The sequence below is a fragment of the Pelorhabdus sp. sgz311001 genome, from assembly GCF_055901755.1.
In genome coordinates this window covers 258483-276457 of the sequence record NZ_JBVXUT010000004.1, presented here as the reverse complement: position 1 = coordinate 276457, position 17975 = coordinate 258483, and the positions used below count along the sequence as shown (strand labels likewise).

The 17975-nt window shown below is 41.0% G+C and carries 17 protein-coding genes and 4 tRNA genes; 11 read left to right on the top strand and 10 right to left on the bottom strand.

What is annotated here, in order from left to right; translation table 11 throughout:
• Window positions 1-29: 29 nt before the first annotated feature.
• Entirely contained in the window at window positions 30-452 is a 423-nt protein-coding gene (locus AC0MXB_RS12280; protein WP_474039973.1) for an EVE domain-containing protein, read from the bottom strand.
• A 164-nt stretch (window positions 453-616) separates the two neighbouring features.
• Here AC0MXB_RS12280 and speE point away from each other — a divergent pair, with 164 nt between their 5' ends.
• Window positions 617-1450 (top strand): polyamine aminopropyltransferase, encoded by an 834-nt coding sequence (gene speE / locus AC0MXB_RS12275; protein ID WP_474039972.1) that lies wholly within the window; start codon window positions 617-619, stop codon window positions 1448-1450.
• Window positions 1451-1593: 143 nt separating this feature from the next.
• On the opposite strand, the gene AC0MXB_RS12270 is transcribed toward speE, so the two are convergent.
• A complete protein-coding gene (locus AC0MXB_RS12270; RefSeq protein WP_474039971.1) occupies window positions 1594-2706 on the bottom strand; it encodes an aminopeptidase in 1113 nt (370 codons plus the stop codon).
• Window positions 2707-2947: 241 nt separating this feature from the next.
• Here AC0MXB_RS12270 and AC0MXB_RS12265 point away from each other — a divergent pair.
• From AC0MXB_RS12265 to AC0MXB_RS12255, 3 genes are all read left to right on the top strand, one after another.
• Window positions 2948-3023, top strand: a tRNA-Asn gene (locus AC0MXB_RS12265).
• Between the two features lie 6 nt (window positions 3024-3029).
• A tRNA-Glu gene (locus tag AC0MXB_RS12260) sits at window positions 3030-3104 on the top strand.
• A 1-nt stretch (window position 3105) separates the two neighbouring features.
• Window positions 3106-3181 (top strand) — tRNA-Val (locus AC0MXB_RS12255).
• 125 nt (window positions 3182-3306) lie between these two features.
• Here the strand turns inward: AC0MXB_RS12255 and AC0MXB_RS12250 are convergent.
• Window positions 3307-3951 (bottom strand): lactate utilization protein, encoded by a 645-nt coding sequence (locus AC0MXB_RS12250; protein WP_474039970.1) that lies wholly within the window; start codon window positions 3949-3951, stop codon window positions 3307-3309.
• 154 nt (window positions 3952-4105) lie between these two features.
• Between AC0MXB_RS12250 and AC0MXB_RS12245 the strand changes: the two genes are divergently transcribed.
• A complete protein-coding gene (locus tag AC0MXB_RS12245) occupies window positions 4106-5095 on the top strand; it encodes a potassium channel family protein (protein ID WP_474039969.1) in 990 nt (329 codons plus the stop codon).
• Between the two features lie 12 nt (window positions 5096-5107).
• Window positions 5108-5620, top strand: coding sequence for a 3H domain-containing protein (locus AC0MXB_RS12240; RefSeq protein ID WP_474039968.1), 513 nt, complete (start codon window positions 5108-5110; stop codon window positions 5618-5620).
• A 27-nt stretch (window positions 5621-5647) separates the two neighbouring features.
• On the opposite strand, the gene AC0MXB_RS12235 is transcribed toward AC0MXB_RS12240, so the two are convergent.
• The gene (locus AC0MXB_RS12235; RefSeq protein ID WP_474039967.1) at window positions 5648-6841 is read right to left on the bottom strand and encodes an MFS transporter; all 1194 of its coding nucleotides are present in this window, start codon (window positions 6839-6841) and stop codon (window positions 5648-5650) included.
• Window positions 6842-6979: 138 nt separating this feature from the next.
• Between AC0MXB_RS12235 and AC0MXB_RS12230 the strand changes: the two genes are divergently transcribed.
• The 4 genes from AC0MXB_RS12230 to AC0MXB_RS12215 all read left to right on the top strand — a co-directional run bounded on the left by AC0MXB_RS12230 (window position 6980) and on the right by AC0MXB_RS12215 (window position 14680).
• A complete protein-coding gene (locus tag AC0MXB_RS12230) occupies window positions 6980-8332 on the top strand; it encodes an MFS transporter (RefSeq protein ID WP_474039965.1) in 1353 nt (450 codons plus the stop codon).
• Between the two features lie 77 nt (window positions 8333-8409).
• A complete protein-coding gene (locus tag AC0MXB_RS12225; RefSeq protein ID WP_474039964.1) occupies window positions 8410-8799 on the top strand; it encodes a zinc ribbon domain-containing protein in 390 nt (129 codons plus the stop codon).
• Window positions 8800-8917: 118 nt separating this feature from the next.
• A tRNA-Arg gene (locus AC0MXB_RS12220) sits at window positions 8918-8992 on the top strand.
• A gap of 336 nt (window positions 8993-9328) precedes the next feature.
• Window positions 9329-14680 (top strand): AAA domain-containing protein, encoded by a 5352-nt coding sequence (locus tag AC0MXB_RS12215; RefSeq protein WP_474039963.1) that lies wholly within the window; start codon window positions 9329-9331, stop codon window positions 14678-14680.
• A gap of 372 nt (window positions 14681-15052) precedes the next feature.
• On the opposite strand, the gene AC0MXB_RS12210 is transcribed toward AC0MXB_RS12215, so the two are convergent.
• From AC0MXB_RS12210 to dmpI, 5 genes are all read right to left on the bottom strand, one after another.
• Window positions 15053-15433, bottom strand: coding sequence for a nitroreductase family protein (locus tag AC0MXB_RS12210; RefSeq protein ID WP_474040074.1), 381 nt, complete (start codon window positions 15431-15433; stop codon window positions 15053-15055).
• A 51-nt stretch (window positions 15434-15484) separates the two neighbouring features.
• Window positions 15485-15700, bottom strand: a complete 216-nt coding sequence (locus AC0MXB_RS12205; RefSeq protein WP_474039962.1) for a hypothetical protein — start codon at window positions 15698-15700, stop codon at window positions 15485-15487.
• Entirely contained in the window at window positions 15678-15755 is a 78-nt protein-coding gene (locus tag AC0MXB_RS12200; protein WP_474040073.1) for a 4Fe-4S binding protein, read from the bottom strand. Before AC0MXB_RS12200 ends, AC0MXB_RS12205 begins: the two co-directional genes overlap by 23 nt.
• 59 nt (window positions 15756-15814) lie before the next feature.
• A complete protein-coding gene (locus AC0MXB_RS12195) occupies window positions 15815-16168 on the bottom strand; it encodes a winged helix-turn-helix transcriptional regulator (RefSeq protein WP_474039961.1) in 354 nt (117 codons plus the stop codon).
• Between the two features lie 95 nt (window positions 16169-16263).
• Window positions 16264-16464: a 4-oxalocrotonate tautomerase DmpI gene (dmpI, locus tag AC0MXB_RS12190; RefSeq protein WP_474039960.1), complete on the bottom strand. Its 201-nt coding sequence runs from the start codon at window positions 16462-16464 to the stop codon at window positions 16264-16266.
• Window positions 16465-17064: 600 nt separating this feature from the next.
• Between dmpI and AC0MXB_RS12185 the strand changes: the two genes are divergently transcribed.
• Window positions 17065-17580 (top strand): GNAT family N-acetyltransferase, encoded by a 516-nt coding sequence (locus tag AC0MXB_RS12185; protein ID WP_474039959.1) that lies wholly within the window; start codon window positions 17065-17067, stop codon window positions 17578-17580.
• A gap of 4 nt (window positions 17581-17584) precedes the next feature.
• On the opposite strand, the gene AC0MXB_RS12180 is transcribed toward AC0MXB_RS12185, so the two are convergent.
• Window positions 17585-17962: a carboxymuconolactone decarboxylase family protein gene (locus tag AC0MXB_RS12180; RefSeq protein ID WP_474039958.1), complete on the bottom strand. Its 378-nt coding sequence runs from the start codon at window positions 17960-17962 to the stop codon at window positions 17585-17587.
• Window positions 17963-17975 lie beyond the last annotated feature (13 nt).

Here is a 17975-nt window from a genome sequence, read left to right as displayed (position 1 = left end):
GAGCGAAAGCTCTGCTTTTTTTACTAGCTTTATTGCTTTTCTGGCGGCGTTTGAGCCATTTGATGCACGACGCGCCAATACTCTTCTTTGACAGGCATAACCGATAAACGGGAGCTTGTTACAAGCAGCCAATCAGAAAATATCGGGGATGCTTTAATTGCTTTTAACGAAACAGGCTCTGCCAGCTTATAGCAAGGTCTGGTGTCGACAACAATCCAGCGAGGATCTTCTTCGTTCGGATCGGCATAAGGCTCAGAGGTGATTTCAATTACGCCGATAATTGCCTTTTCTTTTCCGGTATGATATAAAAAGGCTTTATCGCCAGGTTTCATTAGCTTCATATATTTAAGCGCCGTAAAATTTCTTACGCCATCCCAACGATCTTGGCCGAGACGTTCTAAATCATCATAGGAGAAAACGGTTGGTTCCGTTTTTACTAGATAATAATTCATATACATCGCTCGCTTTCTTTCTCGTAAAATATCTCTATATTATTATAACATGGTTTGAAATTTAAATATGTTGTATTAAGAAATAAAAATTATTTATTTTAAAGTGCATATTTATGAGATTTTATTGGCTTTTCGTATTATAATAATAGCAGGAGGCGATTTAGATGGAGCTATGGTGTACAGAACAACAGACTGATAATTTGCGCCTGAATGCCAGGATTCGCGAGACTCTTTTTACGGGAAAATCACAGTTTCAGGAAGTTTTAGTGCTGGATTCTTTTGAGTTTGGCCGTATGCTTGTACTTGACGGAGTTTTCCAAACAAGCATATTTGATGAATATATTTATCATGAAATGATAGCCCATGTGCCGCTAGCCCTTCATCCGAATCCAGAGAAGGTCCTCGTTATTGGTGGCGGCGATGGCGGATGCGTGCGGGAAGTTGTAAAACAGCCGCAGGTAAAACAAGTCAAAATGGTGGAAATTGATGGTTTGGTAGTCGAAGTAGCGAAAAAATACTTGCCAGAAATCAGTTCGGCTATGATCGAGAACCATCCGAAATTAGATTTGACCATTGGTGACGGAATCGAACATATGAAGCATGCCCAAAATGAGTATGATGTGATCATTGTCGATTGTTCTGATCCTATTGGACCAGGGGAAGGCTTGTTTACGCACGAATTTTATCAAGATGTTTATCAGGCATTGAAAGAAGACGGTTTGTTTGTGCAGCAAACTGAATCGCCTTTTTATCATCAGGCTTTGATTCGGCGGCTAACCCAAGATATCCGTTCGCTTTTTCCCATTACGGAAATGTATTTGGCGCAAATTCCTCTTTATCCCGGCGGCATGCATTCCTTTACAATCGGGTCAAAGCGTTATGCGTCTACAGCCGTTGACTTTGCCAAGATTCCTGATCTGCCATATCGTTACTACAATAAAGAAATTCAGCAGAGTGCTTTTGTCTTGCCAAACTTTATTAGAGAACTGTTAAAATAGTTCAGAAGAACTGTTGAACTATTTTAGCGGCGTAGAAAGGTAGTCTAGAATAGTTTTACAACAGGTTAAGAGTAGAGAAAAAGCTGAAGCCGTCTGTTATAGACGAGACTTCAGCTTTTTCTTTCTAGCTCTTATTCGTTTCGTTATTTTAACTGATCAGGATTCAGTGATGCTAAGTCTTTCGTGACGAACAGGCCGTCTTTGCGGATCAGCTCACCATCAAAGTATATTTCGCCGCCGCCATAATCGCTACGTTGAATGCAGACGAGATCCCAATGAATAGCGGAACGATTGCCGTTAAACGCGACATCATAGGCATTGCCTGGGGTAAAGTGGAAGCTGCCGTTAATTTTTTCATCAAAAAGCGTATCTTTCATAGGCGTATTAATATAAGGATTTACGCCAAGGGCGAATTCGCCGATATAACGAGCGCCTTCATCGGTGTCGAAAACGTGATTGATTTTTTCGGTATTATTGGCAGTAGCTTCGATAATTTTGCCGTCGCGGAAGGTCAGACTAATATTTTCATAGGTGAAGCCTTGGTAAACAGCTGGCGTATTATAGGTTAGCGTGCCGTTCACGCTGGTTTTAACAGGAGCTGTATACACTTCACCGTCAGGAATATTGCGGAGGCCGGAGCATTTTACTGCAGGAATTCCTTGAATGGAAAAATGTAAATCCGTTCCGGGGCCAACAATGTGTACCTTATCCGTTTTTTCCATTCGCTCGATTAGCGGCGTCATGGCTTTCGCCATTTTAGCATAGTCCAAATTGCAGACCTTAAAGTAGAAATCTTCAAAAGCCTCGCTGCTCATATTGGCAAGCTGCGCCATTGAGCCATTGGGATAACGCAGAACGCACCATTTCGTGTGCGGCACGCGAATGTCAGAATGAACTGGTTTAGACCAGTATTGCTGATAGTTTTGCAAATTTTCGGCGGCTACATCAGATAGTTCACTTACATTAAAGCTGGCGCGAATGCCAATATAAGCCTGCATTTCTTTCATACGCGCCGCTTCCCAGCGAGCGTTGTTTTCCATTTGTTCTTTGCTTGCCTTAAGCAGTAGTGACCGCTGAATACGGCTGTTGTACAATGCGACAAAGGGTAGGGCGCCTACGGCATAGGCTTCGGCTATAAGCGCTTGGGCGAGTGGCAACGAATCATCAAAAGCTTCAATGAGAATTTTTTCCCCTTGCTGCAAATTCGTTGAGTAATGAATTAAATTATGAGCTAGGGTTTCAATGCGTGTATCCAAGATAATCCCTCCTATAGATAAGCAGTTGTTGTAAAGTATGACCCAAAAAACGATCTTTTAAAAAAGTTCCCTTAAAATAAAAAAAATCCTGTTTTTTCTCTTTACAAATAATAATAAATTTGTTATTATATCTAAGCAGGTTGTTTTTAGAACTTCTTTCTTCGCAGCAATGAATTACGAAAAAAGAAATAAAAAAAGTACTTGCAAAAAGTAAAGAAATGAAGTATAATAAGATTGTTGTTCCTCGATAGCTCAGTTGGTAGAGCAATCGGCTGTTAACCGATCGGTCGTAGGTTCGAGTCCTACTCGAGGAGCCAAAAAAAGGCCCGTTGGTCAAGCGGTTAAGACACCGCCCTTTCACGGCGGCTTCAGGGGTTCGAATCCCCTACGGGTCACCATGGGTGATTAGCTCAGCTGGGAGAGCGCCTGCCTTACAAGCAGGATGTCGGCGGTTCGATCCCGTCATCGCCCACCAGGAAAAAACCTGCAGTATATTACTGCAGGTTTTTTATTTTACATTACCAGTCAGTAATGAAACATACTGGCTAACAATATATCGCATAATGAAAAAAGCAACCGAAATTTCGGTTGCTTTTTTCATTAATAACCTAAGGTTTCACCAATGATGATTACATGGCAAGGCGTGGCTGGCAAGGCTTTTTCGATAATCGTTGTTACATTGCAGATTCTCGTAGGGCCTTGACAGTTCATACAGACGCCGCCCACCGTACAGGGATTGGGACGATTGAGCCGTTTATTATTGATTGGCGCTGCTTCGTGTTGAATCCGGCGAAAGCCTTCATGAATATCACCAACGATTTTATTGAGGCCAACGACGACAACCACTTTTTTAGGTCCAAAAATCATGGCGGCGACACGATTGCCAGAGCCATCGACGTTCACAAGCTGTCCGTCAAGAGTTACGGCGTTGGTGCTAGTAAGAAATACATCTGATGTAAGCTGTTTGCGACGGATCTCTAAAGATTCTTCCGGGCTCAAACCGGCTTTACCATGGTCTAAGAGCAGATTGCCTCGTTTGGCTAGATCTTCTAACAGTCCGATTTCTTTAACAGTAGCGGAACCGCCGATGCCTACCGATTCTTCTGGAGCAATTAATGTGAAAATATGCTGTTTGGCTTCTTCAGCCGAAGCAAAATACTCAGCGCTAAAACGATTTTTTCTCAAAGCTTCTACGGTTTTTTTGCCGATTGTTTCATTGTGCCATTGACGATTTGCGTCAGTCATCTTACGAAAGCCTCCTTAAAATACTTGTTTTTCTTTCATTTCTTTATTGAGTAGTATATTCCTCTTTATGGGAGCAGGAAAAGTATCGAAAAGCGGGAATAAAAGAAAATTGGGCATTCTATATTTTAGCTTTGGCTGTTGGGGGATATTTATCTTGAGCCGTTTAAAAATATCTTTAGCACTCTTTTTTTCTATTCAAATTATGGGCATTATTGGTTTTATGGCCTTAGAACAGCTGTCTTTCTTAGATGCTGTGTATATGACCGTAACGACGATGACGACAGTGGGCTACGGCGATATTACGCCCAAGACTACGGCAGGAAAGATTTTTGATATTGGCTTGATTATTACTGGAGTTGGCGTGGCCTATTATACGTTTTCGCTGATTATTGGCATGTCAGTCGAAGGTCAATTGAAGAATTTGTTGGGGAGGAAAGGCATGAATCGAAAGATAGCTGCATTGAAAGATCATGTTATTGTTTGCGGCACCGGGAAAGTGGGAATTAATGCCATAGAGCAGCTGGAACGGGAAGGAAAGGCTTTTGTTATCATTGATTCTGACTATGAGACCTATGAAAAAATGTTAGAAGGAAAAAAACTGGCCGTTCACGGTGATGCTACGTTAGATGAAGTTTTGCTAAATGCCGGGTTGTTGACAGCTAGCGGCGTCATTACGGCTTTACCAAACGATGCAGAGAATGTGTATGTGACCTTAACAGCGAAGAGTTTAAATCCTTCAATTATTGTCGTAGCCCGGGCCGATCGGCAGGAGGCTGAAGAAAAACTAAGGCGGGCCGGCGCTGATACTGTTATTTTTCCTTCCGTTATGGGAGGGCGACAGATGGTTACCGCCATGTTAAAACCTGATATTTTGCACCTGATGGAAAATATGTTTTATAATGAAGAACTGCATATGGATATTACGCAAATGACGATTCAAGATGATTCATCGTTTGTAGGGAAAAATTTGATTGAAAATGCCATAAAAAACCGCTTTCATGCTTTAATTGTAGCGATTAAACGTAAAGGCGGCTTGATTACTACGCCAGGAGCAGCGGAAGTACTGCAGGCGGAAGATATTTTGATTGTAATTGGCGAGCGTGATGCGCTGCAGGAAATGGGTGCATTGGCTCGAGGCGAGTAAGGAGAGAATCAAATGGATGGTTTGCAAAGACGAGAATGTATTTTAGAAAGACTCCGTACAAGCAGTGTTCCTGTAAGAGGAGCCCTACTAGCAGAAGAGTTTGCTGTAAGTCGTCAGGTCATTGTCAATGATATTGCATTGCTTAGGGCGCAAGGCAGCAATATTTATGCTACGCCGCAAGGATACTTAATGCCAACGGAAACCCTGCAAAACCGCAAAGTGACAATCGCTTGTCGTCACGGCGCTGCTGAGCTAGAACAGGAACTTGTAGCGATGGTCGAAGAAGGCGCACAAGTTTTGGATGTTATTGTAGAGCATCCTGTATACGGAGAGATCAAGGCCAATCTTATGGTAAATAATCTTTATGACGTTCGTAAACTGACGGAAAAACTAGCCCAAACAAAAGCCGAGCCCTTGGCCAGCGTAACTGGCGGAGTTCATTTACATACGCTGATCGTTAGTTCTGATGAGCAGTTAGAGAGAATAAAAAACAAGCTGCGCGAGAGCAGCTTGCTTGTCGAATAGCATTTAAGAATCGAATTTAGGAAATCGTTACGCCGGTGATTTTGCCTGAGATCGTTTTGTTCCCGGCAGAAAGCTGGCAAAGAGAAAACCAGCAAGGGGCAAAACCGATAAAACCGTAAATACACTGGGCACGCCGAAATGGTCAGCCACATAGCCCATGATCGTTGTACCGAAGCCGCCAAGACCAATGCTGAAACCAATCGTTAGACCTGCTGCCATACCAGCTCGACCTGGCATCATTTCTTGAGCGAGGACGATGGTTGTAGCAAAAGAAGAAATCAGGACGGCGCCAGCGACACCTACGAGTAGAATGGTTATAATTCCTGAAGTATAAGGAATCGCTGCAATGAGCGGCAGTGAGGCAATCATCGAAAAGAGAATGATTTTTTTGCGACCATATTTGTCGCTCATCAGACCGCCGAAGTACGTACCGGCTACGCCTGCCATGAGAAAAATAGAGACAAGATAACTGGCGTAGATGGGATCACCAGCTAAGTAATTTACATAGTAGAGCGGAATATAGGTGGTGAGACCGGTATGAATGCTAGAACGGATAAAAATGAATATGAGAAGAATCGTAAGCAGCCCATAGTTTAAGGGCTGTTTTTCAATTTTATCGGCTTTGCTTCCGGCAGTAACTTTAGGAAGCGCTGCTGATAGTCGCGGCATCATATAGAGAAAGAAAGGAAACAGTAATCCTGCTGGTATGAGGAAATAGGCTGTATTTTGTAAAGAGCCTTGCGTTGCCAGTAGAAATGTCATAAACAGTGAACCTAAGGCCATGCCAAAGTTACCGCCAACCGAGAAAATTCCTTGGTTACGGCCTTTCGTTGCGGGTGAACTGATAAAATGAACCGTTTTAGAGGCCTGAGGATGAAAACTAGCGACGCCAAGTCCGGTAATTGTGACGACAAGAAGCAAGATAGTATAAGAGGGGGTATAACCGGTAAGCGACATGCCAATCCCTGAAAGTAATACGCCACAGGGGATTAGCCACGGCATTGAAATTTTATCGGTAAGGTAGCCGAAAATTGGCTGAATGACGGAGGAGGTTATATTTTGCGTCAATACGATGTAACCTACTTGGGCATAAGTCAGAGAGAATGCATCTTTTAAAAATGGCAGGAGAACAGGGAGTGCTCCTTGGCTAAGATCGGTTGTTAGATGGCCTAAAGCGAGGAGAAGCAAGGGAAGCTGTAAGGAAAATTTTTTTGTAGTCATAAAAAGACCTCCGCTTGATACAGAATTACCTTTATCATACAACAAGTTGGGAAGGATTGTCATCCAATCCTTTTTGCTGTATAATGTAAATGCTTGTGTAATGAATAGTGTAAAGACACTCAGGAAGAGGTGGAAAATATGACAATTCTAGAACGGTTAGAAGCGATTCCAGTTCACTCGTTTCATTATCGCTTGCTTGTTGTTATTGGACTGGGGTGGATGTTTGACGCCGCTGACACCGGACTCGTATCTTTTGTACTACCAGCTTTGGCCAAAGAATGGGGGCTAACAGCGCAAGAGATTGGTTATATTGGCAGCGTGGGGCTTATTGGCATGGCTCTTGGGGCTGTAATTGCGGGAAGTATTGCGGAACGTTGGGGGCGGCGACGTACCTTTGCTGCTACTTTGCTTTTATACGGTATTGCTACAGGGCTTTGCGGTTTTGCTTGGAATTTTACTTCCCTATTAATTTTTCGTTTCTTTGTCGGTTTTGGCTTGGGCGGACAGTTGCCTGTCGCTGTTACATTAATGAGCGAATATTCGCCAGCGAAAGAGCGGGGGCGGTTTATTGTTTTGCTAGAAAGTTTTTGGGGGGCAGGCTGGCTGGTAGCGGCGCTGATTGCCTATATTTTAATTCCTAAATTTGGTTGGCAGGCAGCTTTTTTTGTCGGGGCTTTGCCAGCTCTCTATATTTTCTGTATTTGGCGCTCTGTACCAGAATCGGTTCGATTTTTACTGCAGCAAGGAAACTATCAAGCGGCTCACGCGATTGTCAGTAAGCTGGAACGACAAGCAGGAATTACGCCGCCGATTCTTTCGCAAGCGAAACTAATTAGTCAAAATCAGGTTGCCAGAGATTTTTCCGGTGGCGGTCTGCGCTTTGCGGCCTTGTGGGACAGTCGGCTACGTCGTCGTACCTTACTGCTATGGCTGCTATGGTTTGGGATTGTTTACTCTTATTATGGAATTTTCACATGGCTGCCTTCTCTCTTAGCTGCACAGGGGCTTGCCATTGTGAAGACCTTTGAGTATGTTCTCTTGATGACCTTGGCACAGCTTCCTGGTTATTTTGCGGCAGCTTTGTTAGTCGATCGGTGGGGACGGAAAAATACACTGGCCGCTTTTTTACTTATGAGCGGAATTGCAGCCTATGGTTTTGGTCATAGCACTGAGGTCTTTTGGGTGGTCGCTTGGGGTTGCACCATGTCGTTCTTCAATTTAGGCGCTTGGGGCGTTGTCTATACGTATACGCCGGAACTCTATCCTACGAGTGTTCGGGCTCTTGGTGTTGGCTGGGCCGCAGGCATTGGGCGAATTGGCGGCATGGTTGCTCCGGCCATTGTGGGATCAATGCTACCGCTGTTTGGCATCGGATCTATCTTTACCATGTTTATGGCTGTGCTTGCTGTGACAGGTCTGATTGTATTAGCCTTAGGCAAGGAAACCAAGCAGGAACAGCTTAGTGAACAACTTGCCGATACGAAAGCGTAAGCCTTTTATTTGCCTCGTTTCTTCCTGTCATGTATAATAAAGCCGTGTATAATGTTTTGTTTTAGGGAGGGAAAAACGTGGTTTCTATCGGTTTTTTAATTGGCTTGCTTTGCGCTTATTGGATTTGGTCTGACTCGCGTTCGCGCGGCAGTGATTTTGGAAATTCCCTAGTATGGACATTAGGAACTTTTTTTGCATGGTATTTGTTTGTTCCCATGTATTTTCTCTTTGGCCGTAAAAAGAAAAAAGCTCCGGTCAAGGCAGCTGATGATGTGATTGATGTGGATGCGACTGTAGTGGAAGAAGACTTTCATTGCAATATGTGCGGCAAAGACGTGAAAACGAGTGGGACTAAATGCCCGAATTGTGGACATACTTTACGGCCTACGTGTGAACATTGCGGTAGGGAAGTCGATCGTTACTGGAAAAACTGCCCTTACTGCCACAAACCAATTCAGCCTATGTAGTTAGAGTAAGGTAGGTTTCAACTTCAAACTGAAAGTGAATAGGCTGGTTGTGCTGGTTGATACGGGAAGTTTGACAGCTTTTTAAATCTCTGTTATAATATTATTCGTGCCACAAAGTGCGCCCGTAGCTCAGGGGATAGAGCACCGGCCTCCGGAGCCGGGTGCGCAGGTTCGATTCCTGCCGGGCGCACCAACTAAAAAGTCAAGAACCATGCGGTTTCGCATGGTTCTTTTATTTTGCCTATTTTGAAATAACTGGGAAAGGGGGGCAATACACAAAAAAAGCGTTGCTTTTGGGTGGCGAGGTTGGAATTTTGGGAAGAAAAAGACGAGAAAAAACACTGAGATGATTTACCTGAAATAGTAGATCGTAGTGGATACTTTTTAAATTAAATTATGCGCAGTGCCAAAAATAGTGTGAACCTAATTATGTTTAATAATGGTACAGATTATTAATAAACATAGGAAGGGAAAAGACAGTAAACTAATGAACCTTAATAAAGATATGCAGTTTTACTCGGAGGGGCTTATGAATGAAGAATTAGCAAGAGACCGAGCAATTAGGCTATTTACTTTTCTGCAGCAATTGTCTGAATTACGTACAAGGACAGTGCGTACATTGGATAGCTATGATCAAGTGATGTGGCTTTCAGAGATTCCCAAGGTCAAAGGGTGCTTCTTTTATGCTTGGACAAGTGAAATAGAATCAAATAAAGAGGCGTGGATTGAAATCGATAAACCTAATATGCAGCCTATTCCACCTGTTCCTCGCCAAGTTCAGCCATGGGTTATCAATAAACAGCTTTTGGATTCTTCACTGGATTGTCCAGCTTTAGCAACAACTAGAATTGTTGAAGTGGAGAAAGAAGAGCAAGCGACAAAGGAAGAAGATCCCGATAAGGAATCAGTAGTGCTTTTATTAGAGGAAAATCCCGAGGTTCAGAAGGAATGGGAGATATATCTAAAAGATCAATGGTTACCGTGGGCAAGAGAGGACAGAGTCCTAAGGCAAGTTCAGAAGGTCTATAGTGAACTCTATGCTATGTATCAGTATCAACAAAGAATGGGTGAAAGCTACGAGGTAGTCTTATGTTTGGGATATTTGACGTGGAAAACTCATAACGGACAAATTATCCGTCGTCATATCTTGACATCACAGTCTATGATCAGTTTTGATCCGGAGAGAGGGCGAATTTCAATTGGTGCAAGCGCTGAAGGTGCTAAGACGGCACTAGAACAAGATATGCTTGAACCAGATGAAAGGCCTGATTCAAACGAAATTCAAGTTATTGAAAAGCTTATTGATGATCTTAATGATGATATTACTAATAAGTCGGCAATTGATAATATATTAAGATCATGGATTAATACCATTCCCAATAGTTTAGGGTATAGCGATGATATTTTAGTCAGTAAAAATATAGAAGATACTGCTAAAGTAACTTTTTCGCCAGCAATAATTTTGCGGCGCAGAACGGAACGCAGCTTAGTAAGAGCTTTTAAAGAAATCACTGAACAGATTAAATCAACCAATAATATTCCAAACGGGATACATAATCTCATTGACGATCCAGATAAAGAGCAAGTGAAAAGCAACGAAGACGAATATGATACATTAAAACAGGACATGAGCATAGGCAAGAAGATCGATAATGAAGTTTATTTTCCCTTGCCTGCTAACGATGAGCAAATAGAAATTGCAAAGCAACTGAAGTATCGACATGGTGTACTAGTTCAAGGACCGCCAGGAACGGGTAAGTCTCATACTATTGCGAATTTGATATGCCACTTACTCGCGAGCGGGCAAAGAGTACTTATTACTAGTCAGACATCCCGAGCGCTAAAAGTTTTGCGCGATAAAATTCCAGGGGAGATTGCTCCACTTTGTGTTGTTGCTTTAAGTGATGATATAAAATCATCTAAGGCTTTAGAAGCATCAGTAAATGGAATAACTGAAAAACATAATAACTGGAATCCCTCGTTAAATCAAAAAAGGATTGAACGTTTGTATCAGGAACTTGACGCTTGCCGCCTTGATGAGACTAAAGCATTAGCTGAACTCCGCACGATTAGGGAATCTGAGACTCTAAAACATATATCAAAATTCGGTTGTTATAATGGCAGCCTAAAGGAAATAGCGCAACAAATTAGAGCGACAGATAACTTATATTCCTGGCTAGCGGATTTAGTAGAGACTGATAGCGAACCACCCCTCAGTGATACAGAAATGAGCGAGCTTCTTGGACTTGTTAGAAGTATTACTACTGAACAGGCGACTGAGGCAGACCAATATATACCTGAGATATCGATGCTGCCGTCCGAACAGGAAGTTAATGTGCTATTTGATAATGAGGAGCTGGGCAAGAAGCGATTTTTGAGCTTTCATGATGTAACACATTCAGTTGAGTACGAACAAATTTCTAAAGCTGATAATGATAAGAGGGCTCAGCTTCAAAAAGTAGTGTTGGCACTGAGTTGTAAAATTGCAGCTTTGTCGGAAGAGATATATCCATGGGCTAAAGAGGTGGTCCAACAGGTTTTAGCCAGCTGCGCTTTGCCGTCTCAAGAATTGCAGCGTATAAGCGCAATTCACTTAAAAGGGATAGATGAGGTTATCTGTCAAGTCGGTTCTCTTACCATAAGTGGTATTGATGGCCACGACAAAAATATCGTGAAAGCACATTCAATGGCGTTATTAAAGCATATTGAAAATGGCGGAAAGTTAGGATTTTGGAAATTTCGACCTCAGGTAGTTTCGGATGCTATGTATATAATTGAAGGTATTCGTGTTGACGGACAGCCTTGTTCTACGCCAAGTGCTCTAAAGAAGCTTATTGATTGGTTGATAATGGATGATCATTTTGCTGCCCTTGAACAGGCTTGGGAAGGTAAATGCGATAATAGTATTAGAAGTGGAATTCTTTCAGTACGAAAGGCTGATTTCGAAAGTAAACTATCTTCACTTGAAAGATATTTGAGCCTAGAGAAAGAATTATTAGCCTCAAGAGAAGCTGTGCTATCTATTCCTGGATTGGCTCAACCAGTGTGGCATAGTCGTAGTCAGGTTGAAAGGTTAGCCAATATATTGGAAGCAGCTGATGCTTATGATGAGCTATATGAAAAAGGCAAAAAGATAGAGGAAATACTGCAAGCTTTCCAAAAACAAATTGATAATAATGCCGATATTCACCCAATGTTTGCTAAGTTGCGTGATACCGTGAAAGAACGTGATAGTGAGGCATATGGCTTGCTTTTTTACCAATATCAAGAGGTATCATCATTAAAAAATAGCGTAAGTCGTTATCGTCAGCTACTTTCACGTTTACAGGAAAAAGCTTCTCATTTTGCTGAGGCGTTACAGAATGAACCTTTCAATAGCGAATGGGATACCAAATTGATAAATTTTACGAATGCCTGGAACTGGGTCAGAGCGGATAGGTGGTTAAAACGAGTTTCAGATCCTACGCAGCACGAACAGCTAGAACTTCAAGTTAGCCAGTTGCGGAAAAAATATCAGAATATTATTGCCGAGCTTGCGGCAGCTAAGGCTTGGCACAGTTGCCTAAACAAGTTGACTGATTACGAAAACGGTCACCTAAGGGCGTGGCAGCTCGCCATGAGTCGGTTAGGAAAGGGCAAAAGCGTGCGAGCTAATGAATATAGACGTGAAGCCAGAAAGCACATGGAAGAATGTCGTTCGGCTATTCCGGCCTGGATTATGCCGATTTACCGTGTAGCAGAAACTATTGCAATGAAGCCTAATATTTTTGACGTTGTAATAGTCGACGAAGCCAGTCAATCTGGATCAGAAGCTATTTTCTTGCAGTATATTGCAAGAAAAATCGTTGTGGTGGGCGACAACAAGCAGATTAGTCCGCAATTTGTTGGATTGAATAAAGAAGATGTTGCTCTATTGCGCCAAAGACTCATTACAGATATCCCTTTTAGTGATGCTTTAGGCATAGAACATAGCTTCTTTGATCAGGCTTTTATACGCTATAAAGGACAAATTTGTCTTAGGGAACATTTCCGTTGTATGCCTGAAATCATTCAATTTTCGAATAATTTAAGCTATAGTTCTACACCGTTAATTCCCTTAAAGCAATTCGGAGGAAATAGGCTTTCCCCAACAGTTGGTACGCGTTATGTTTCGGAAGGCTATCAGAAGGGGCGATCGCCTAAAATCACTAATCCTCCTGAAGCTCAGGCAATAGCAGAATTTTTGGTTGAGTGTTGTTCTAAGCAAGAGTATGCTGGCAAAACTTTTGGGGTAATTAGCTTACTTGGAGAGGAACAAGCAAAACTCATTTATTCTTTGTTAATTCAGTCAATCGGCCCCGCAGAAATGGAAAAAAGGCAGCTCGTTTGTGGTGACGCTTATACTTTTCAAGGTGATGAACGGGATATAATTATACTAAGTATGGTTTCTGCACCAGGGGAAGATCATCGAATAGGAACTCTAACTAAATCCGATGATGAAAAAAGGTTTAATGTTGCAGCAAGTCGGGCTAAAGAACAGATGATACTATTTCACTCAGCTACTCTTGATGATCTTAGTCCGCAATGCCTACGAAGCAGGCTACTGAAGTATTGTCTGAATCCTAAAATTGATCCAGTTGGTGTTGAAGGTTATGATATCAATAGTCTTAGAAGGTTGGCAGATTCAGTAAAGCGCAGTCAGGTAAGCCCACCATCTCCTTTTGACAGTTGGTTTGAATTAGATGTCTTTTTGGAGATAGTATCAAGGAGCTATCGCGTTATTCCTCAACATGAAGTTGCAGGCTACCGTATTGATTTGATAGTCGAGGGAATGAGAGGAAGATTAGCAGTTGAGTGTGACGGTGACTATTGGCATGGCCCTGAGCAATATGAACAAGATATGGCCAGACAGCGCCAGCTTGAACGAAGTGGATATGTTTTCTGGCGTATTCGAGAAAGTACTTATTATCGTAATCCTAAAGCAGCTATGAAATCACTATGGGATACTTTAGATAGTCTAGATATTTATCCGGTTGGACAATGTAATACCGATAATATCGAAAAAGGTGGTAATAATTGCTTCGAAATCATGGATAAGGAAGAATATAGTTTGTGCGATGATTTGTACGCTAATGTAGAGACTGAAGCTTGCGCGACAATTAAATCGTGTTCGGCGGATATTCATATATCAACAACTTCAAATCAATATATTGAAATAGGTAAATTTGATGATAATCTAGTGAAAGAAGAAGAACCAGAGGTCATGGGGACAGTTGACCAGTCAACAGTTAAAGTCACAAATATACTTTGCGAAGAGTCGGAAGAATTAATATGCGAGCCAATTACTCATGATAAATATTTATTACAGGACAATGCTTCAGGGGCATCTACCTTTGGAATACCCTACAGAAATTGGATTTCTCATAGCGTTCCTGACCCTAAAACGGCACAGATTGATGAAATAATAAACATACTAGTTGAAATTATTCAAGCGGAAGGACCGATAATCGGTCATAGATTATATAAAATATATTTAAATGCGTGTGGTATACATCGGACTGGTAGACAACTTCGTTCCTTACTCAATAAAATTGTTAGTAAAGCCGTGAGGGAAAAACGCATATTAGAATCTAACGAATATGATTTGCAGGATCAAATTCATAAAATTTTACGCGTTCCTAGCTGCCCAGCTGTTATAGTTCGTACCAGAGGTGATCGAACTTTGGAAGAAATTCCTCCAGCTGAAATTTCTGAGCTAATCAGATTGATGATAGCTAATCAATCCGAGCTAAAACATGATAAGGAGAAGCTATTTAGAACGGTATTAAATAACTATAATCTTGTCCGTATGACAACGAATGCTAAGGAAATTTTAGAAAAGGCGTTAACTATTAGTGAGTGATAAAGGCTAAAAAAACATAGCATTTATTAACCTATAATAATTAACTTGGCTGGAGTAGACAGAGCGCAATAAGAAATAACTATTAGCACACAAAAAAAGAGCGAGTCATTAAACCCGACTCTCTCTTTTTTTGTGGCAGCTTACTTTGTGTAGAAATATGGTTGATAATGCCTTGATTCGGGATTTTTCAGATACCATCAAGATTAATGTGCAAATTGGTTTGTAGATAAGTGAAACTGAAATCAGTTTGCTATAAAATCTGACGAGAATGCCAAGTTACTCGTAATGGAGAGCGATCTACCAGTCGTTTATAATTGTATTTGGGATAGCCAACCATAATTGCACCAGTGACTATAAAATCTTCATGAAGGTTCAATATTTTAAGCAGAGCTGGATAGCCAGATCTGGCACATGCCTCAAAGAGACCTTCCCAACAAGTTCCCAATGAAAGACTTGTTGCAAATAACTCAGCGTATGAAAGAGAAAAATGAGTATTATCACATCCACGCATAAAACTTTTTTTGCCATTGCTATGATAAAGCAAGGAGCATTTCGTAAGATAACATCTTCTCCGGTTTTACGGTGGTGTTCTACTAAGTCGGTAAAATAAACTGCAGATGATTCATTATGAATGATAGCTTCGTTCATCCAGGCTAGTGTGGCTTTGGTAATATGCTGTAGAGTGTCTTTATTATCTACAACTAAATATTCAACATTTTGAGTATTATTTCCAGTTGGAGCTAGTCTGGCAATGTCTAGTAGCTTTAGAATTTTATTTTTAGGGACAGGTTCCTCTTTATATACTCAGATAGAACGTCTGGCGCGAAGAAATTTTTCTGCTATTTCAGCGTTCAAAACAGGAGTCTTATCTAATGGCGACTGACGATTGAGTGGCGCATATGTATGATCTAATGCCGCTTGTGGGCAGATTGCGACACAATGACCGCAGGCAATGCAGGTCATTCCGCTGGCAGAGGGAATTCCTTCGCTAGTCATTTCAATAATTTTTGGGGCAAACATTGGCACAAGCCCCGCAGTTAATACATTTTTCCCGATCTACAGTAAGTAAACTCATAATAAAACTCCATTTCTATTTTTTTCGAATTAGTAGCTTTACAATAGTAATTTACTATTTTATGAGTCATCACGTTCTTTGGTAAACTGGAAAACTTCTTTTGACCAAGCCCGTGACCACGCGCCAAATGGGCGCAACAATTCCATGAGCTCTTTTCCTCTTGGGGTCAATTGGTATCCATCAGTGTTGCGTTCTATAATATCGACTTCTCTAAGTTCCTTAATACGGTTGTTTAGTATTGTAGGAGAAATCGATTCGCACCGTTCCTGAAGTTCTCTGAATGTAGAAGATCCATCCTGTAGATTCCAGATGATCCCCATTGCCCAATTTCTACCTAAAAGATCGAAAAGAGCCATGATAGGCACCCCTGATTTAGAACCTCTAACTGGTTTACCAGGATGTGGAACTGACATGTTAATGCCTCCTTCTATGAATGTCTCTTAAAATAAGTTGTCAATATTGTGAAAAGCCCCTCTCTCTTGTCGAATGCGTGAGGGGCTTGGGCATTTTACATATTATTTTTTGATGCTTTTTCAAGCAAGGTTTGTCCGCCGATACCGATACTATCTGGCTCATACTCTTCAATAAAGACAGTGAAAGCGCTTGCAGGGGAATTGGTAACTTCAACTGCTGCAGCAGTTAATTTTTCAATCAACGCTTTTTTCTTTTCTGGTTGAGTTTTTTTCATTTTCATCGTAATTACTGGCATAATAGCACCTCTTTTTAAAATGTATATTTTAGCATTTCTGCTACTGATATTGTAGCATGCTACTTTTAATGTAGCAATACTTATTTTGATATTTATTAGAAGTAGAATGGGTTAAACTTTTAATAAAGCGATTAGTTAGTTGGAAAATGCATCATTTTAAATAAACATGTGAAGCAAAAAACGGCACACTATAAATAAATTAGTAAAATAAAATTAATGCTAAAATAGTTGGTTTTTCGTCCTCTGTCCTCTGTATTTTTAAAAACAACTAGGTATATCAAGGCTTAGATATAGATTTTATTTTAGAGGACAGACAGGACAAAGCGGACGAGGCCGTATTTTCTAAAATCGCAAAGTGCAGCACTTTTTTATATCACTGATTATTTTTTGCAGCAGAATATAGGGCTTAGCCAAGTCGCTAAGCCCTATATTTATGCCTGCTTCCCTTTTTTGTATAATCGGTAAATTTACTGCATTTCTATTGTACTTTTTATAAAAGTTGATAACGTTTATATTAGACGAAGATCCGATGCGAGAGGGGAAGGTTTACGGATTCAGACTATAGCTTGTGATATAATGTTCAATATGGGAGGAATGAATATGTTTATTAGACCGATAAGGGATCAGGATATACAAGAAATTGCTAAAATATATACAGATAATTGGAAGACTACATATCAAGGAATTTTACCAGAGGCTTTTTTGGAAAGCCTGACTTATGAGCATTCAGAAGAAAAGTGGTCTTCGTATATTCATGCAGAGCACCAAGGCGTTTTTGTGGCAATAGAAGAAAATAATAAGATTATTGGTTTTTCAGCATATAAGCCATATGACGATATAAATAAATGTTTACTACTTGATTCATTACATATTTTACAAACAGTACAAGGTCATGGAATCGGGAAAAAAATGATTTTTGCAACTGGTGAATATGCCTATAATAGCGGATATGAAAAAATGTCTATTTGCATTGTAAAAGGAAATGACCGGGCTGAAGGGATATATACTCATTTAGGAGCAAAGCATTACAAAGATTTTATAGACGATTTTGAAGGAACACCGTCTAATTCAGCAGTTTTACTATGGAATGACTTAAAAATATTTGGCTGTAAATAAAATACTACTGAATCCCTCGCTCAGCAAATGCTAGTTTGGCAACCTTCAGGGCGTTTAATACACGCGGCAGGCCTGCTGGCAAAGAGGTATGAACAATCGTTTCTACTATCTCTGCTGGCGTAATTCCGGCATCTAGCCCTGCTCTGATATGAGCCCCGAGCCAATCTTCAGTACCAAGTGTTGTCAAAGCCGTAATTAATATCATTTCTCTTTGTTTTAAGCTGAGAACTCCTCTTTGAAAAATATCTCCAAAGGCAAATTCTACAATGTGTCTACCAAAATCGGGCGCAATAGCCTCAATTTCTTTAAGTGATGCATTGGCCTGATCTTCACCAAAAATACTTTTAAACTTTTTCAAACCCTGCTCATAACGTGGATTCATTTCCAGCACCTCT

Coding starts and splice junctions, on each gene's coding strand:
- AC0MXB_RS12230 (WP_474039965.1), top strand. CDS start 6,980: ATGACAATTCTAGAACGGTTAGAAGCGATTCCAGTTCACTCGTTTCAT.
- AC0MXB_RS12280 (WP_474039973.1), bottom strand. CDS start 452: ATGAATTATTATCTAGTAAAAACGGAACCAACCGTTTTCTCCTATGAT.
- AC0MXB_RS12240 (WP_474039968.1), top strand. CDS start 5,108: ATGGATGGTTTGCAAAGACGAGAATGTATTTTAGAAAGACTCCGTACA.
- dmpI (WP_474039960.1), bottom strand. CDS start 16,464: ATGCCAGTAATTACGATGAAAATGAAAAAAACTCAACCAGAAAAGAAA.
- AC0MXB_RS12185 (WP_474039959.1), top strand. CDS start 17,065: ATGTTTATTAGACCGATAAGGGATCAGGATATACAAGAAATTGCTAAA.
- AC0MXB_RS12215 (WP_474039963.1), top strand. CDS start 9,329: ATGAATGAAGAATTAGCAAGAGACCGAGCAATTAGGCTATTTACTTTT.
- AC0MXB_RS12205 (WP_474039962.1), bottom strand. CDS start 15,700: ATGTTTGCCCCAAAAATTATTGAAATGACTAGCGAAGGAATTCCCTCT.
- speE (WP_474039972.1), top strand. CDS start 617: ATGGAGCTATGGTGTACAGAACAACAGACTGATAATTTGCGCCTGAAT.
- AC0MXB_RS12235 (WP_474039967.1), bottom strand. CDS start 6,841: ATGACTACAAAAAAATTTTCCTTACAGCTTCCCTTGCTTCTCCTCGCT.
- AC0MXB_RS12180 (WP_474039958.1), bottom strand. CDS start 17,962: ATGAATCCACGTTATGAGCAGGGTTTGAAAAAGTTTAAAAGTATTTTT.
- AC0MXB_RS12200 (WP_474040073.1), bottom strand. CDS start 15,755: ATGAGTTTACTTACTGTAGATCGGGAAAAATGTATTAACTGCGGGGCT.
- AC0MXB_RS12195 (WP_474039961.1), bottom strand. CDS start 16,168: ATGTCAGTTCCACATCCTGGTAAACCAGTTAGAGGTTCTAAATCAGGG.
- AC0MXB_RS12250 (WP_474039970.1), bottom strand. CDS start 3,951: ATGACTGACGCAAATCGTCAATGGCACAATGAAACAATCGGCAAAAAA.